Source organism: Corynebacterium sp. c25Ua_47 (assembly GCF_039907205.1).
Classification (GTDB): Bacteria; Actinomycetota; Actinomycetes; order Mycobacteriales; family Mycobacteriaceae; genus Corynebacterium; species Corynebacterium hiratae.
The window spans coordinates 362,336-379,859 of record NZ_JASBOH010000002.1 but is presented as its reverse complement, the minus strand read 5'-3'; the positions used below and the strand labels follow the sequence as shown (position 1 = coordinate 379,859).

General features: G+C 61.1%; 11 protein-coding genes. 4 read left to right on the top strand and 7 right to left on the bottom strand.

Features of this window, described 5'->3' with window-relative positions; genetic code table 11:
• Nucleotides 1-626: 626 nt before the first annotated feature.
• Both QKE52_RS03945 and QKE52_RS03940 read right to left on the bottom strand, forming a co-directional pair.
• Nucleotides 627-4,367 (bottom strand): multifunctional oxoglutarate decarboxylase/oxoglutarate dehydrogenase thiamine pyrophosphate-binding subunit/dihydrolipoyllysine-residue succinyltransferase subunit, encoded by a 3,741-nt coding sequence (locus QKE52_RS03945; protein WP_347948206.1) that lies wholly within the window; start codon nt 4,365-4,367, stop codon nt 627-629.
• Nucleotides 4,368-4,520: 153 nt separating this feature from the next.
• On the bottom strand, nt 4,521-5,288 hold the full coding sequence (locus QKE52_RS03940) for a hypothetical protein (RefSeq protein WP_347948205.1): 768 nt from the start codon (nt 5,286-5,288) through the stop codon (nt 4,521-4,523).
• A 115-nt stretch (nt 5,289-5,403) separates the two neighbouring features.
• On the opposite strand from QKE52_RS03940, the gene QKE52_RS03935 reads away from it, so the two are divergent.
• From QKE52_RS03935 to QKE52_RS03925, 3 genes are all read left to right on the top strand, one after another.
• Nucleotides 5,404-7,143: a carboxylesterase/lipase family protein gene (locus QKE52_RS03935; RefSeq protein WP_347948204.1), complete on the top strand. Its 1,740-nt coding sequence runs from the start codon at nt 5,404-5,406 to the stop codon at nt 7,141-7,143.
• 76 nt (nt 7,144-7,219) lie between these two features.
• A complete protein-coding gene (locus QKE52_RS03930; protein ID WP_347948203.1) occupies nt 7,220-8,095 on the top strand; it encodes a DNA primase in 876 nt (291 codons plus the stop codon).
• Between the two features lie 62 nt (nt 8,096-8,157).
• Nucleotides 8,158-9,009, top strand: a complete 852-nt coding sequence (locus QKE52_RS03925) for a hypothetical protein (protein ID WP_347948202.1) — start codon at nt 8,158-8,160, stop codon at nt 9,007-9,009.
• Nucleotides 9,010-9,086: 77 nt separating this feature from the next.
• Here the strand turns inward: QKE52_RS03925 and QKE52_RS03920 are convergent, their stop codons facing one another.
• A complete protein-coding gene (locus QKE52_RS03920; protein WP_347948201.1) occupies nt 9,087-9,614 on the bottom strand; it encodes a hypothetical protein in 528 nt (175 codons plus the stop codon).
• A 106-nt stretch (nt 9,615-9,720) separates the two neighbouring features.
• On the opposite strand from QKE52_RS03920, the gene QKE52_RS03915 reads away from it, so the two are divergent.
• Entirely contained in the window at nt 9,721-10,956 is a 1,236-nt protein-coding gene (locus QKE52_RS03915; RefSeq protein WP_347948200.1) for an MFS transporter, read from the top strand.
• Between the two features lie 296 nt (nt 10,957-11,252).
• On the opposite strand, the gene QKE52_RS03910 is transcribed toward QKE52_RS03915, so the two are convergent.
• The 4 genes from QKE52_RS03910 to QKE52_RS03895 are packed head-to-tail and all read right to left on the bottom strand — an operon-like array spanning nt 11,253 to nt 17,163.
• Complete coding sequence (locus tag QKE52_RS03910; RefSeq protein WP_347948199.1) at nt 11,253-14,369, bottom strand: DUF3427 domain-containing protein; 3,117 nt, start codon at nt 14,367-14,369, stop codon at nt 11,253-11,255.
• A complete protein-coding gene (locus QKE52_RS03905; protein WP_347948198.1) occupies nt 14,366-14,758 on the bottom strand; it encodes a (deoxy)nucleoside triphosphate pyrophosphohydrolase in 393 nt (130 codons plus the stop codon). The genes QKE52_RS03910 and QKE52_RS03905 overlap by 4 nt, the downstream gene beginning before the upstream one ends.
• A 33-nt stretch (nt 14,759-14,791) precedes the next feature.
• Nucleotides 14,792-15,760, bottom strand: a complete 969-nt coding sequence (gene hutG, locus QKE52_RS03900; protein WP_347948197.1) for a formimidoylglutamase — start codon at nt 15,758-15,760, stop codon at nt 14,792-14,794.
• A gap of 2 nt (nt 15,761-15,762) precedes the next feature.
• Entirely contained in the window at nt 15,763-17,163 is a 1,401-nt protein-coding gene (locus QKE52_RS03895) for an amino acid permease (protein WP_070547266.1), read from the bottom strand.
• Between the last annotated feature and the right edge of the window lie 361 nt (nt 17,164-17,524).

The following is a 17,524-nucleotide window of genomic DNA, read 5'->3' as shown; positions in this document are numbered from 1 at the left end:
GATACCCGCTTAGTGCCGAAAAAATAACCGCCACAACACCAAACCTCCAGGCCACAATGTCAAGGGTGACCTTCATCACCTAACCGTGAGCCAAGTCAGGATTCCGTCGTTGAGAACCAATACCGTGTAACGGGGCAGAGGACAGACTGCGGGATTGGGAAACGGCCGACACCGTATTTAGCCGTCGGTGACGTACTTGGCCGCACTGAGGCATTGGTCTAACGAGTGGCGCGCGTCGCTGTGTGTTACTGCATTCGCGGTTTTCCTTGCTTCACCTATGACATGACATGTCGGCCCAATGAGCGTCGTCTAGGAAGCTAGTAGCTCCATGCAAGCTTCCCTTCGCGCTCACTGGGGTGGGTAAGGATGATGATTGGGGTTCCACGGTGAGCGCGAAGGGGGAGGAACGTTGTCATTGTCGCGGGGGCTAGTTGACAGACATGACAATGGCGACTGCACCACTGCACCTTCAAGCAAAGTCGTCGCGGTGCCTGCCTTCGGCCGATCCCGCTCCTCGTCCTAGCACAATAAAAGGCCCCGGCCACCACACTCGTAGTGAGTTCGTGGTGGCCGGGGCCTTGCTAGCGTCGCTGTGCTGTGTGCCAGCGCCTGGGGCTTAAGCGCCCTTAGACGTCGAAGGCTTCCTCCAGCAGATTCTTCTGCTCAATCTGGTGGACCTTCGCGTTACCGGTTGCAGTCGAGGACTGCGAGCGGCGGGAGACGCGGACCATCTCCGGCATATCCGGGATGAGGTCGCGCAGGTGCTCGTTGTAGAACGGCCACGGGCCCTGGTTGGCCGGCTCGTCCTGTACGAAGCGAATCTGCGTTGCGTTCGGGTAAGCCTCGAAAGCCTCACGCAGGCGGTTGAACGGAATCGGGTGGAGCATCTCCACGCGCACGATGGCGATGTCGTCGCGACCATCGGCTTCCTTCTTTTTAGCCAGCTCCCAGTAGAGCTTGCCGGACACCAGCATGATGGTCTTGACCTTGTCAGTATCGCCGACCTTCTTGCCGTTGATGTCAACGTAGTTCGGGTCGTTGATGACGGACTGGAACTTCTTGACCTCAGTGAAGTCCTCCACGGAAGAGGTCGCAGCCTTGTTACGCAGCATGGACTTCGGGGTGAAGACCACCAGCGGGCGCTTCATCTCACCGAGGGCCTGGCGGCGCAGCAGGTGGAAGTGGTTAGCCGGAGTAGACGGCTGGGCCACGGTCATGGAGCCCTCAGCACATAGCTGCAGGAAGCGCTCAATGCGGGCGGAAGAGTGGTCCGGGCCCTGGCCTTCATAGCCGTGCGGCAGCAGCAGGATCAGGCTGGAGAGCTGGCCCCACTTGGCCTCACCGGAGGAGACGTACTCATCGATGATGGTCTGCGCACCGTTGGCGAAGTCACCGAACTGTGCCTCCCAAGCCACCACGGCGTCCGGGTTACCCACGGTGTAGCCGTACTCGTAGCCCATGCCGGCGAACTCGGTCAGCGCGGAGTTGTAGACCATGAACTTGCCGCCATTGCCCTTGGACTCAGCCAAGCGTGCAACCGGGTTGTACTCGTCGCCCGTGCGCGGGTCGAAGGCCACAGCGTGGCGCTGGGTGAAGGTACCGCGGCGGGAATCCTCACCGGCCAGACGCACGACCTTGCCGGCGTTAGCCAGGGAGCCGAAGGCGATGAGCTCGCCCCAGCCCCAGTCGATGCCACCCTCGCGAGCAGACTTCTGGCGGTCCTTAGCCACCTTGGCTACACGCTTGTGGTACTCGAAGTCCTCCGGCGGGGTGCCGTAGGCGTCACCGATCTCGGCGATTTCCTCGGCAGTGATGGAGGTGTCCAGACCACGGGTCAGCTCCTGGGAGGAAGTGATACCGGTCTGCTCCTTCGGGCCAGCCTCTTCAGCCTTCTTGTGGTCGGCGAAGACGGACTCCATCTGGTCGTGGAAGTCGCGTGCGGCTGCCTCAGCCTCTTCATCGGAGAGGTCACCACGGCCGATGAGCTCCTCGGTGTAGCGCTCACGAACGGACTTGTGGTCATCGATGATGTCGTACAGCAGCGGCTGGGTCATGGACGGGTCATCGGCCTCGTTGTGGCCGCGCAGGCGGTAGCACACGAGGTCAATGAAGACGTCCTTGCCAAAGCGACGGCGGTACTCGGTAGCGAGCTTGCCCACCCAGACAACAGCCTCCGGGTTGTCGCCGTTGACGTGGAAGACCGGGCAGTCGAAGCCCTTAGCCAGGTCGGTGGCGTAGTGCGTGGAACGGCCGGAGTCCGGGGTGGTGGTGAAGCCCACCTGGTTGTTGACCACAACGTGGACGGTGCCGCCGGTGGTGTAGCCGCGCAGCTGGGACAGGTTGATGGTCTCCTGGACCACGCCCAGGCCGGTGAAGGAAGCATCGCCGTGGAGCATGATCGGCACCACGGTGTGTGCGCCGGCGCCCTTGTCCAGGATGTCCTGCTTGGCGCGTGCGATACCTTCCATGACCGGGTCAACAGCCTCGAGGTGAGACGGGTTAGCGGCCAAGGTGACCTTGATTTCGCCGTCACCGAACATCTGCAGGTGCTCGCCCTCAGCGCCCAGGTGGTACTTCACGTCACCAGAGCCGCCCATCTGGCCGCCCTTGTAATTGCCATCGAACTCGCCGAAGATATCCGCCAACGGCTTGCCCACGATGTTGAAGAGCACGTTGAGGCGGCCGCGGTGCGGCATGCCGATGACGACCTCGTCGAGGTCCTGTCCGGCCGCGGTGTCCACGATGGAATCCAGCAGGGCGATGAGGGACTCAGCACCCTCCAGGGAGAAGCGCTTCTGGCCCACGTACTTGGTCTGCAGGAAGTTCTCGAACGCCTCAGCGGCGTTGACCTTCTGCAGGATGTACTTCTGCTCGGAGTTGGTCGGCTTCGGCATACCGGCCTCAATCTGCTCCTGCAGCCAGCCGCGCTCATCGCGGTCCAGGATGTGGGCGTACTCGGAGCCAACCTTGAGGGTGTAGGCTGCGCGCAAGCGGCTGACCACCTCACGCAGCGTCATGGTCTCCTTGCCGCCGAATCCGCCGACGTTGAAGGTGCGGTCCAGGTCCCAGATGGTCAGGCCGTGGGTAGCCAGGTCCAAGTCGCGGTGATCCGGCCAGGGCAGACCCGGCTGCTTCCAACCCAGCGGGTTGATGTCCGCGAGCAGGTGGCCACGGGAGCGGTAGGCCTCGATGTACTGCATGACGCGCGTGTTCTTGTCGACGCCCGTGTTGGGGACGTCGGCAGCCCAGCGGAAGGGCTGGTAGGGAACGCCCATCGATTCGAAGAGCTCGTCCCAGAAGGCATCGTCCAGAATCAGCTGGCCCACGGTGCGCAGGAACTCACCAGACTCCGCGCCCTGAATGACACGGTGGTCGTAGGTGGAGGTCAGGGTAACCAGGCGGCCGACGCCGAGGTCCGCCAAGCGGTCGGCAGAGGTACCGGCGAACTCTGCCGGGTAATCCATGGAGCCCACACCGATGATGGAGCCGGAGCCCTTGGTCAGGCGGGCGATGGAGTGGCGGGTGCCGATGCCGCCCGGGTTGGTCAGGTTGATGGTGACTCCGGAGAAGTCGTCCATCGTCAGCTTGTTCTTGCGGGAGCGGTCAACGATGTCCTGGTAGGCATCGATGAACTCGGAGAAGGTCTTGTTCTCCGCTTCCTTGATGGCAGCCACGACGAGGGCGCGGGAGCCATCCTTCTGCGGAAGGTCGATGGCCAGGCCCAGGTTGACGTGCTCCGGCTGGACGACGGTGGGCTTGCCGTCCTGCAGCTCGTAGCGCACGTTCATGTCCGGGTGGATCTGCACGGCCTTCACCAGCGCGTAGCCCAGGATGTGGGTGAAGGAGATCTTGCCGCCGCGGGTGCGCTTGAGGTGATCGTTGATCATCGCGCGGTTTTCCCACATGAGCTTGACCGGGATATCGCGCACCGTGGTAGCGGTGGGGATCTCCAGGGACTCGTCCATGTTCTTGGCAATGGCCTTGAACATGCCCTTGAGTACGCGGGAGCCCGGCTCCGGTGCTTCCTTGATGCGGTCCAGCGGGGACTCGGACTTCTTCTCCGTCTTCTTCGCAGCCTTCTCGGCGGCGGGAGCCTTGGAATCGCTCGGTGCCTTAGCGCCCGGAATAGCGGAAGACTTCTCCGCAGCCTGGGCCTTCTTGGGCGCGGCCGGTGCCGCGCTCTTCTTCTGGGTGGGGGTGCTGGATTGAGCGTTCGCAGCCTTGGACTGTGCGGCCGACTTCGGTGCCCCGTTGGCCTCAAAGTACTCGCGCCACTCCTTGTCTACGGAGTTCGGGTCCTTGGAGTACTGCTGAAACTGTTCGTCAATCAGCCACGCATTCGGGCCATAGATGCTCGAGTTGCTCACGGCAGATGCTCGCCTCTTTCTGTGCTTCTAAGTTTGTCTTTGTTCGACTCTAGTAGGCCAATCCACGGGTGCGAAAGGCACCCCGAAAAGTGTCTCCCCTTATGATACGGCCCTTGTAAGTTTGCTCACTACCCTGGGCGGGTTTCGCCCCTTTTATTCCCCCTGCAGGGGGGAGAGCTGGGTGCCCGCATGGTTGATCACTTGGCGTCCCAATTTACGGTTGGCGGTCGTTCCCAGTACCGCGCCTACACCCATCGGCAGCAGCTTGGACACCCATGCCCACTTGAGTTTCTTGGTGGCCTGCTTCATGAATAGCTTGGTCAAGCGGCCGTTGAGACCGCTGAGGGTGGGGCCGGAGAATCGCGATAGGGTAGCTGCGGAGGTGACGCCGGACAGCGAGGTTGCATCACCCACAAAGGTATCGACCAACGCGCTGCCCTGGGAGCCGGTGAGCACCACCAAAACCAGCGCGCGGCGGCGCTCCTTGTCCCGGATGTCGTCACCGCGCAGGTGCGCGGAGGCGAGGATATACCAGGCGGCGGCTTCGAGGAAGACTAGGGATTCCGCGCCGATAGTGGCCGCGCCGGTGACCAGGCCGATGCCGGGGATAGCCGCGGAGGCGCCCGCGGCAGCACCTGTACCGGTGATGATGTTCATGAAGTGCTTGTCAATGAGCTCCTGGAGCTCCGCCGGGCTGGCGTCGGGGTTGCGCTTCTTCACGCCCTCGACATAGTTGATGATGACGGAGGACTGGACGGAGACGATCTTGTCGATGGCCCCCAGGAATCCCTTCGTGATGCGGTTGGCCTCGTCTACCTCTAAGGTGCCCACGGCCTCTGCGGAGCCGGCTTGATCGACCGATGCTTCCCGGCGACTAACTGCCTTATCTTTGCTGTCCTTGCCAAAGACTTTGTCCAACATTGTCTCACCTAACTTTTTAACTAAATCTGATTGTGAATCTGAACTGTATGTTTACCACCGTATCGAAAACGTTTTATTCAGCGCGCCTGCAGGTTAGCGCATTAGGGTAAGAGGCATGAGCGAGTTTGAGCCTTCCCCCTCGCGTGAGGTCAGCGCAGCAGCGGCGCGCTTGCTTGCCGAATCCCTGCATGCCCGTGCCCGCGCCGCGCAGGAGGCGGCACGCACCGCGCTTGCCGACGACCTCACGGTACTCACCACAGGAGGCTGGGTGCGCGGTTGCATTGAAGAGGACTTGCGCCCGGACCGCCCGATTTCCGCGCCGGTGCGCTCGTGGCGTGGCATCCCTTTCGGCGCTGATACATCCGGGGCCAACCGCTTCATGGAGCCGCGACCTGCCCCGGCATGGGAAGGGATCCGGGATTGCCGCGAGTTCGGGCACGTGGCCCCGCAGCCGGTGTATTCTTGGACGGATCGCATCGAGGGCGCGGAGGATTGCTTGACCCTCGATATCGTCCGCCCACACCGCAGCGTCCCCTCGGACACTTTGGCGAGTTCTGGGGCTCCGGCGACTTCTATGGCAGGGGAGAAGCTGCCCGTCGTGGTGTATCTGCATGGCGGCAGTTTTATCGTCGGATCCTCCCACATGCTGATGCTGCGCGGCTTCGAGTTCGCAGCCCAGATGGACGTGGTCTATGTTTCGGTGAATTTCCGCTTAGGCGCCTTGGGCTACCTTGATGTCCGCAGCTTGGGCGGAGAGGCCTGCGCCAACCCGGCTGTGGCAGATCAGGTCTTAGCGTTGAAGTGGGTGCGCGAGAATATCGCCGCCTTCGGTGGGGACCCGGACAACGTCACGCTCATGGGCGAATCTGCCGGCGGCGCAGCGGTCCTGACACTCATGGCGGTGCCGCGCGCAGAAGGGCTGTTTCACCGCGCGATTGCGCAGTCGCCGCCGATAGGCATGATTCATTCGCGGGCGCAGTCGGTGTTTTGGGCCCGCGAACTGGTTCACAAGATGGCCTTGCCACGCGATACCACCGCGGATGATCTACGCCGCGAAGATTTCGCGGACTTGGTGCGCTCAGGTCAGTCCATGATGTGGCGCGCGGGCGAATTACTGTACCTGAACTCCTGCTACGCGCCGACCGTCGACGGTGACCTCATCCCGCAACATCCCATCGAGGCCTTTGAGGACGGCAACCAACACCCAGTGCCGTTGCTGGTGGGAACCAACTCCGGTGAGGCTAGCTTTGGAAAGTTCCTCTTCCAACGCCAGCGCGCCCGCGAGCGCGCGGCCCTGCGGCTGCTAGCCTCTTTTGATCCGGAGAGCGCACCGGATGTCATCGCGGCATACGGCGGTGCGGTCTCGCGCCGCGACTTTGGGGACCTGCTGACCGACGCCCTCTTTTGGGCCCCCACCGTCCGCGTGGCCTCCGAACACGCACGGCGCTATCCGACGTGGATGTACCGCTTCGACTTCGCGCCGGCAGCACTGCGCTGGTTGGGGTTGGGGGCGATGCACTCGATGGAGCTCTCCAATATCTTTGGTGACCCAGGAGCGTCGCGCGTCTCCTTCCTGAACACCATCGCCAAGCCTTCCGAAATGGAGAACGTAACCGGGGCCATGCAGACGCAATGGGGCGAATTCATTCGGGGCGGGGCCCCGCGAGAGGACTGGCCGCAGTACACAGCCCCACAGCGATCGACCATGGTTTTCGATGTGGAGCCGCGCGTGGAGGAGGCGCCGATGGAGGGGCGTCGCCAAGCATGGGAGGCCTACGACATGTTGGAGTGGGGCACTGGGCGCCCGGAGATTCTGAAGGAACTGGGATTCCTGCTCAATGAGGAGAGCTATTGATGGGGATCGCAGGTAAGATGTGTGGGGCCTTGGCAGCAGCCCGGGTGAGACTCCCACATGGACGGATGTTAATCACATGAGCTTTTTTGAAGATATCGCCTCTGCGCTGGACGGGGAGGGCATTGAGTCCCGCGTCAACGACGATGTGATGTTCGTGCCCATCACCTCCGATTTGGAAATCCAGTTTGTGGAAATTGACCCCATCCTGCCGGCGGCCAACGTCTACATTGCCGCAGCCGATGTGGATGAAGACGATGAAGACTTCGAGGCCGTTTTAGTTTCCGTGGCGTTCTCCGTCGAGGATGCAGTTGAGGCCGTGTCGCGTCACATTGCCACCGACCAAGTGGTGACGGTGCTGCGTGACCTGCTGGAAGGCACCGATGAGCGCATCGCCGAGTTGGAGTTTCTCCAGGATGAGTTCAACCCGAACCTCGTCGTGGCGGAAGTTGCCAACGACTCCGAGCTGCGCGTGCTGGTGGAGACCATTGATGGCGTTCCGAGCGCGGTCGTGCGTTTCCTCTCCTTCGACTTTGACGAGGAAGAGCTCGACGAGCTGGAAGACGAAGCAATCAGCAAGCTTTGGGAGGCCGAGGCTTCGGAGGACATGAGCGAGGAAGAGCGCGTTGCCCTGTTCGGCTCCGCGGAAGACGAAGACGGCGGGCTAGCCCCCATCATCGAGGTCCCCGCCGAAGCCCTCGAACTGGGAACCTACACCGACTTCGACCGCCTCTTTGACGTGCTGAGCCTCGTCTCCGATCAAGCCCTGGATTGGGAAGCCCAGCTGGTGAGCATCGATGACTCTGACTTCGACGAGCCGGAGATCTACGACATCTTCGGCGCCGACGATGAGGACGAGGATGACGTTCTCTTCGACGACGATGATGACGAGGACGAGGACTACGACGAGGACGAAGCAGAGGACGCCGATTGCGACGGTGACTCCGAGGACTAAAAGTTCCCAGGGTAGGGTAGGTGCGTACTTTTCCCTACGGTAATGAGGAGCAACCAAAACACATGCCGGACAAGAAGGCATCGCGGAGCCAACATCTGTGTGTTGGCTCCGCACTAGTGTGCGCGGCTCTGGCTTGGGTCCTGTCGCTGAATTCGAACTACGGTAGCGGGGACTATGTTTTTGGCTCCGTCCTTTCCACCAGCGTGTGGTGCCTGACCCTGCTCGGCGCACTCCTCTTCCTTGCCGCACAGTGGCGTTCTCTAGGGCATCACGCGCTTTTCAATCCATTGCTGGCGGTGGCGGTCAATTTGTTGTTGTCATCGTTGATCTTCAACGCGAACGTGCCCTTGTATCTGGACATGATGGGTACGGCATTCGTGGCAATTATCTACGGGCCCGTCTTGGGAATGGGCACGGCGCTCTTGACTGCGTGTTTGGCCAGCATCAACAACCCGTTGCTCTTCGTGTACCTACCGGTAGCTCTGGTGGTGGCCTACCTGTTTGGCTGGCTGGCGCGCCGCGGTGCCTTTAATCGGATGCTGGTCATGATGCTCACCGGCGCTTGTGTGGGGATAGTTGCCGGACTGTTGACCACGATGTGTACTTTGCTCCTGCCCGGGGAGTATGGGCAGAGTGGCCCCATTAAGCTCATGGCACTGTGGGAGTTGATTCTGCACGATGAGCACCTCGCCGTTCTTTTGCAGAGCTTGAGCTCGGACCTGATTGATAAGGCGTTCACGGCCCTCGTAGTCTGCGTAGCTATTCGCTTTTCGCCGCAGCCCATCCTCCGCCTTTATGACTCTCCGGAGACACGCCCATCCCGTGATCGCGTTTTAACACAGGACAGGTTCACGCTTTCTCTTGATGAGGAACCGCCTCGCAACCTCTTGGGCCGGATGCAGCGCTACTTCTAAAAGCACTAAGAGCTCTCAAAGCTGCGCAGCTCCGACGACTCGGGTTACATCCGCATGAGTCAGAGGCAAGGTGCGTATTAGGCGGCTTGGTTGAAGCCCTCGAAGAGGGAGAGCGGTGAATGCACCGGGGCATAAGCGCTATCCACCAGCCACACAAACGTGGCCGCGCTGCTGCTGGAAATTTCATGCACTGCGGAGACGAGCTCCTCTGGGACTAAGGCCCGCACCCATGCTTCCGCCAATGAAGGGGAAACCGGGCGGCCGGTGGGGTCGGTGATGCGCACCGTAATGAGGTAGGACGGCACGCGCCTTTCGCCGTAGCCCAGTACGCGAGCCTTGGCGCGCTCACCCACGCGGTGGCGCGAGACAGTAAAGGTCAGCGGTAGTGATTTGCCATCCTGTATGTCTACTGGTGGCAACACCTTTGATGGCGGCCGCCATTGCGGAGTGGGTCGCGCGAGCGAGCGCGGGTGACGGATGATGCTTTCGATGGAGCGAAGAGTTTCATGGTGGTGGTAGAGGATCTCAGTGGTGAGCTCGCTCGTACTCACGTCGGCCGGGAAAGGGGACTGAACGGACTGGTGAATGCTGCTGTACTTCTTCATGGCCCACACACTAGGAGTCGGCACGGACATCACCGCACACAGATCCGAACGGCTGTTCGAGTAAGCGTTCGGCCATTTGACGTGATGGGCTACAGTGAGTGGCGATATGAAAAATACTGCAGCACCGCAGGTTAAAATCCCGCGGGAAATCTGGGTCATGGTCACCGCCGGGTTCATCATCGCCTTAGGCTATGGTCTCATCGCGCCGCTGCTGCCGCAGTTCATCGTCAGCTTTGACGTCTCGATGGCCGCGGCCGGTCTGGTTGTCTCCGTCTTTTCTGCCAGCCGTCTCATCTTCGCCCCGGCTGCGGGCTTTCTCATCGACCGCGTAGGTACGCGCAGGGTGTACGTGACGGGATTGCTTACCGTGGCAGTTACCACCGGCCTCGTGGGCGTGGCGCAGGAGTACTGGCAGATCCTCGCCTTGCGCACTATCGCCGGCATTGGTTCCACGATGTTCACCGTCGCGGCCATGGGGCTCATTGTGCGCCTCGCCCCACCCAGCATCCGCGGGCGATGTTCGGCCACCTATGCCACGTCCTTCCTCCTCGGTAACGTGATTGGCCCACTCGTTGGCGCGAGCCTTTCCTTCCTGGGATTCCGCTGGCCCTTCTTTATCTACGGTGCCGGCGTGGCGATTGCGGCGCTCGTCGTGTGGAGCCTCATGCCGCCTGTGTCCAAGGCTGATGAGAGCCGACGCAGCCTCCCGCCGATGCGCTTGGAGGAGGCCTGGGCGGACACTGCTTATCGTGCAGTGCTGACGTCGAACTTCGCCCAAGGCTGGATCAACATGGGCGTGCGCGTAGCCGTCCTACCGCTGTTCGCCGCTGCGATTTTTGCCAACGGCGCATCCGCGTCGGGTATAGCATTGGCGGTCTTTGCCGCGGGCAACGCCATCGTCCTGCAATTCTCCGGCTCCTGGTCCGACCGCGTGGGGCGCCGTCCACTCATCGTGGCGGGCCTCGTGGGGTCTGCCTTGTTCGTTGGAACACTGGGCTTGGCGACGAACATCGTTTCCCTGCTCATCCTCTCCGCCCTGTCCGGCGCGGCTTCGGGCCTTATCGCCCCGTCGCAGCAAGCAGCCGTGGCAGACATCGTTGGTTCCCAGCGCTCGGGTGGCCAGGTACTGTCGACATTTCAGATGGCAGGCGATTTTGGGCAAATCCTGGGGCCTATCGTCATCGGTCTCCTGGCGGATAGGTACGGATTTGAAGCAGCCTTTGGTTTCTGCGCGGTTGTCGCCGTGGCAGGTGTTGTGGCGTGGATATTTGGTCGCGACACCCTGGGGGAGAGGAAAGGTATCCTGCGGGGTCTGCGCCGCCGCTATCGCCCGCGGCGTTAATAGGCGTGGCTCTATCTAGTGAGTACGGCGCACTTTCTTGCTGCACGCAGCCCAACGAGGCGTCGTGCCAGTCTTGAAGCTGCGCTCCCGAAAACGCGTAAAGCCATAGATGGAAGTTCCAGAACCGTTATCAGGGCGGCTCCACCCCTTCCGGCTGCGCTCGCTCGCGGCTCCCATGACTGTCCTCCACACTTCTGCACAAAGGCATCAGAGACTAATCTTTTCTTAATCTGCTAAGCAAATATTAATTTATGGTGATAACGACGTCAACTTCACAGCTTGACTTTAAGTGAGGCTTAAGCCACAGTGCGTCCGGCTGCGTACAACTGCTTGGGCATGTCGCGACGAAGACTCCATTCAAACTGGATGGGTTTCTCGCCTCTGTGTGTGACGTAATCGACATTGCCCAAGAAGGTATACGCCGACGCAGTGTCTACCTTGTTCCGCTTAGTAAAACGCGTAGCGATGATGATATTGCCGTTGAGCTCATGGTGACGGATGTAGCGGTCAGCCATCGCAGACTTAAGCGATGTGGTGGATTGGGACTCCCAGTGCAAACGATCGGGCGCCAATGGGTAATCGCGGTAGTTTGTGGATGCGCTGACGTTGTCGTCTTTTTGGAATGTGACGAGGAAGAGGTCAGTGTTGGAGGCGTCGAAGCGGCGTACGCCCTCACGTGGCAGGTTCGCGAGCTTGCGCAACGGGCCATCATCCAGCGCGCCGACCAGTTCGGCAAGGCTGTAATCCGCGTGAGTCTCCAAGACGCTATTCGTTGATTTCTCCGGGATGACGCGGGACCGGTCGAGTGTGAGCTGCATGACCTGAGTAACCTCAGCGACGAAGGAAGGACAGGCCCGGATGATACGCAGGGCCCCATCAAGGGATTCCGGAATCGCCGTATTTGAATTTGCCCACAGAGCCAATACGAGCATGGTGGCGTACCGAGTTTGCTCGGGAGTCATGTCTTTCTCGTTGGGCCCGTCCGGAGAAATGAGAAGACTGTAGGCCGCTACGCGGTTCGGGTCATTGATGTGCAGTAGCACGCGGATTCGGCTGAGAAGAAACTCTTCGTGCTCGTTCGTGGGACTGGAGGGCAGCAGCTTTTCATCGCGCAGCAACGTGGTCCACGTAATACCCTTGCGGCGGTAGATGTCTTCCACGGGGACGCCAGAGCTATTTATGAAGCTTGCGAGGTCGGTCGTGCCGTAATCAGAAATGAGTGCCCGTATCTTCTTAACGGAGTTACGGGTCAAGCGCTTGATGTTCTTGAGAACGCGCTCGGTCGTTACTCGGTCCAAGGTGATGTTAGAGCCAGGCGGGGCAGTGGGGAAACCTTGCTCTACCTCCTTGGCGAGGTTCTTTCCGCGAGCGGCGGTAAGCACCTTGAAGCGCTCTTCGAAATCGAATTCCTCGTGCTGGAGGCCCAAGAAATCAAAGACGGTGCAGGCATTCTTTCCTTCGTTGAGGCGTAAACCGCGGCCAAGTTGTTGGACAAAGAGCACAGGGCTTTGCGTTGGGCGCAGAAGCAGCAGCGTATTGACCTCGGGGATGTCCACGCCCTCGTTGAAAATATCGACCGCAAAGATGATGCTGATGGTGCCTTCGCGAAGCTGCTGAATGGCACGTCGACGCTCATCAACACTGAGCTTGCTGCTTACTGCTTGGGCGGGGATGCCGAAAAGGTTGAATTGCTCGGCCATGTATTCGGCGTGGGCGATGGTCACGCAGAAGCCAAGGGCCTTCATCTCGGAGAGATCGAAAATGCGACGGTTGAGCTCATTGATGATGAACCTGGTGCGCTTTTCACCGGCCTTGATATAGAACTCGCTGAGCTCCGAAGCCTGGTAGTCCTTCTTCCCGCGGTTCCAAGTCAGACTCGTCAGGTCCGTGTCATCGTCCACCCCGTAGTAGTGCAAGGGTGCAAGGAGCTGTAGGCGCAACGCATCCCAGAGGCGGAGTTCATGGGCCACGCGGTAGTCGAAATACTTCTGCACGTTCTCGCCGTCACCGCGCTCCGGTGTGGCCGTTAGCCCCAAGAGCTCGCGCGGTTGCAGGTAGTCGAGCACTGCCCGGTAGGTCGAAGCCTCGGCGTGGTGGAACTCATCGATGACGACGACTTCAAAGTGATCCGGCGCAATCTGGGCCATGCGCTTCCCTTGCAGGGACTGGATGCTGGCGAAGACATGGTCCCACTCGGCTGGCTGCTCACCGCTGACGAGGAGCTCACCAAAACCAGAAGTGCGAAGAACCTCGCGGTAGGTTCGCTGGGCCTGGGTAAGAATCTCGCGCCGATGCGCAATGAATAGTAGCCGTGGCCTACGCCCCAGCTTCTCGCATAAGCGGCGGTAGTCCAGTGCTGCCACAACAGTCTTGCCTGTACCGGTGGCAGCAATGAGGAGGTTGCGGTGGCGATCGTGAACTTCGCGTTCGGACTCTAGGGCTTCAAGCATCTCCTCCTGGTAGGGGTAGGGCTCAACGCGAAGGCCAGATAGCTCGAGCTTCTCGCCGTGCTTTGATTCGAGAAATTTGGCGCTGCCGAGCGCGTTTACGAGGCGGTCGTAGTCTTCCTCGGGGTCGAAGGCTTTGAAGTGAGTGTCGTACCAGTAGCTATCGAAGGTCTTGATGAATTTTTCGATGATCTCCGGAGTGGAGGAGCGGGAGCCGCGGACGTTCCATTCCCAGCCGTCGACAAGCGCCGAGCGCGAAAGATTTGAGCTACCGATGAACGCGGTATCGAAGCCAGACTGGCGGCGGAAGAGCCAGGCCTTGGCATGCAGGCGAGTGGTCTTGTGCTCATAGCAAATCCGGACCTCAGCGCCATAGTCCTCCACGAGACGACGCACGGCGGCGGCTTCGGTCGCTCCGCAATACGTCGAAGTGATGACGCGCAGCGGGATCTGATGATCCCTGAGGTACTCCAGTTGATCGCTGATGACCGCAATACCCGAACTCTTGATGAAAGCGCACAGCAAATCGACGGAGTCCGCAGTGCGGATCTCGCGGGCGATCTCGACCGACATATTGGTGTCGTCCACGCTGTTGGTGAACAAAGCACTGGCGTTGAGTGAGACCTCGGGAAGCTCTGGTGCCTCTGCGAGCTCTGAGCTGTAGATGGCATAGAGCAGCTGTTCCGCAGAAATAGACTCATCTTCCCCGAGGTGTTGTGCGAGTCCATTAATGAGGGCCACGCGCTCCTCGGGCTTATTTAGCTCTGTTAGTTTTTGCTCGAGGACCTTGGCAAAATGCTGGGACACTGCCGCGGCGAACCGAGGGTTCACGTCTTTCATGGTTCCATGGGCGATGCCCGTTGCGGCCGTGGGACGAGCCCGCTTAGTTTCCTCGATCCGCTCCTGGATACGAGCGGTGACCGGGGTTTCATAGATGCCGAAAGGCAGGAGAGAATCGGAACTCATAGGCGCGAAGAAACCAGCTTGACGGCGGGGATGTCTGCGGGAGCCCAGTCGAGTTCCTGCGCCTCGGCAGGGGACACCCAACGAGTCGCATCGTGATCACTGAGAGTCAGGTCACCGGACTCGATGGTGCACAGAAACGTAGTGAGCTCGATGGTGGCGAAGTCGTACTCATAGATGGTCGTGGTGACCTTGTCACCCACGGTTGCCGTCACGGATAGCTCTTCCTTGATTTCACGCGCGAGAGCCTGCTCGGGTGTTTCACCGAGTTCAATCTTGCCGCCCGGAAATTCCCACATGCCGGCTAGGGATTTTCCCGGGGCTTTGCGGCAGGCCAGGAATCTATTGCCCTTAGCGAAGACGGCTCCGACAACACGAATCGGTGAACTCATGGGGACCAGTATGCCGGCTGGCCCCGGTCTTATCTAGGAATTCGTGTCCGCGGCAGCAGAAAAATGCGCCGTCACAATGTCATCAATCAACCGCGCGGCCAGCTTGGCAGTGTGGGCGTCGGTGTCGAAGGTGGGGTTGAGCTCGACGACGTCGACAAGCGCCAGGCGTCCCGTGGCGGCGATGGTGAGTGCGAGTTCGCGGATGATGCTTAACGGCACGCCGAGGCCGGCGGGGGCGGAGACACCAGGTGCCTGGTCGGCAGGCAGCACGTCGAGGTCGATGGAGAGGTGGATGGGCTTGGTGCCGGCGCAGATGCGCTCGACGGTTTCGCGCAGCTGGGCGCGGTCCATGCTGAGCAGTTCCTCGTCGAGGACGACGGTGACGCCGAGGTCGGAGGCTTCGTCGAAAAGCACGGGCGTGTTGTTGGGGCGGGAGATTCCCAGGACGGAATAGTCGAAGTCCTCCCGGCCCACCAGTTCGGAAATCTGCTTGAACGGGGTGCCGGAGGTAGGCACGTCCGCGGTGCGGAGATCGAAGTGCGCGTCCAGGTTGATGATCTGCAGAGGGCCTAGAGCCCTAAAGGCGCCGCGGTGGGAACCGAAGGCGGTCTCGTGGCCGCCGCCGAGGATGATGGGTAGGTGCCCGGCGCGCGAGAGTGTCTCCACTGCGTCGGAGAGGCGCTCGTGGGAGCCCTCAAGGTCGGTGCCTTGGGTGGTGATCGTGCCGGCGTCGTACAGCGGATGCGGATGGTGCAGCGCCAGGGAACCCAAGGCGCCGCGCAGGGCAGCCGGGCCCGCAGCCGCGCCGGGGCGGCCATGGTTGCGCTCCACGCCCTCGTCGGAGGCGAAGCCCAGGAGTGCGACGCCGGGTTCTGCCTGGGGCTTGGCGACGTCCAGCGGGCGAATCACGCTGTGCCACCGCGCATGCTCGGGGCCTGGGCCATCGGAGCGGCCGGACCACTCGGGGGCAGGGGAGTAGGCGGGGGCATCAACGGTGTTCATGGTTATCCTTTCGCGTCTGTTCCTTGCGGAGCTGTTCCCTGTGGGGAGCTCGCGGCGGCGCTGCGGCGGCCGGTGAGGTAGAAGATGGCGGTCATCAGGAGGATGAAGATAACGCCCGTGGCGAGTGCCGGGCGGTACTGCTCCTGCCACACCATGATGCCAAAAGTGAAGATGATGAAGGCGATGGAGAAGTACTGGCCCCATGGCCAGAAGGGGACGGTGTATTTCAGGCTGGCGCGTTCTTCAGGCGGCATTTGGCGGCGGGAGGCCACGTGGGCGAGCAGAATCATCAGCCACACGTAGATGGTGGCAAAGGTGGCGAGGGAGGCGATGACCTCGAAGACGTTGTCCGGGATGAGCGCGTTGAGTCCGGTGCCGATGATCATGACGATAATGAGGATAATCATGGTCATGACCGGCACACCGCGGGTCTTTTTGGCCATGACCTTCGGCGCGAGGTTCTGGCGGGCCAGGCCGGTGAGAACGTTGCCGGCGCCGAAGAGATCGGCGTTGATGGCAGAGACCGCCGCGGTGATAACCACGACGTTAAGGGCGGCCGCAGCCCAGGTGACGCCGAGGGTGGAGAAGATTTGGACGAAGGGGCTTTCCTCACCGGTGATGCTGCGCCAGGGGTTGATCATGAGGATGACCAGGATGGCCAAGACGTAGAACAGCAGGATACGCACCGGGATGGTGTTGACGGCCTTGGGCACGGACTTGGCGGGATCTTCTGCCTCCGCACTGGCGACGCCGACGATCTCCGTGCCGCCGAAGGCGAAGAGGACGAGGATGAAGGAGGCGACCATGCCGGAGACGCCGTTGGGGAAGAAGCCGCCATCGTTGACCAGGTTGGCCGGGCCGGTGGTCTCCGCGGTGGAGAGGCCGAAGACGAGCACGGCCACGCCGCCTAGGATCATGGCGATGACGGCGCCGACCTTGACGATGGTGAAGGCGAACTCCAGCTCGCCGAAGGCCTTGACGGTGGCGAGGTTGGCGCCGCCGACGAGGAGGAGCGTGGCGGCGACCCAGACCCACTTGGGAGAGCCGGGGAACCAGAATTGCATGTAGACGCCGATGGCGGTGAGATCCGCGAGGGCCACGATGACCATTTCGAAGGCGAACATCCAGCCGGTGATATAGCCGGCCCAGGGGCCTAAGAAGGTGCGGGCGTACTCGGCGAAGGAGCCGGTAACGGGGTGGTGCACGGACATCTCTCCGAGTGCGCGCAGGAGAAAGTAGACCACGGCGCCGCCGAGGAGGTAGACCAAGAGGACCGAGGGGCCGGCGGCTTGGATGGCGCCGGCGGAGCCGTAGAACAGGCCGGTGCCGATGGCCGAACCTAAGGCAATAAAGTGCAGGTGCCGGTGTTTCAAGCCGGGGCGCTTGGTGGTGGTTTCTGCCACGGGGATGCGTCCTCCTCTGTGCCCCTGTTGTGGCGCTAGCTAGTCTTAGCGCTGCGGATGAGGGGAGTGGTTGGTGCGAGTGATTCCGGGAGCTACTTTCCTCTAGTTAGTGTGTCCGGTCAATTCCGCTACGGGGCAGAGGTCGATCTGCCCTATGACCCTGCACTCATTCGCTGCTCGGGGGTGACCTATGTGACATTTGTTCGGGGTGGCATTAGTATATGGAAGACCTGCGTGTGGCTGTCGCGTGGGCATGGCTACAAGCACTCGCCGTCGTGTGTTGGCGAGGGTGTGCTTGGCGCGTTCGTGTAGTGGACGTGTTGTGGCCGTGCTAATGACGTGTCGTTTCCACCACCGTGAG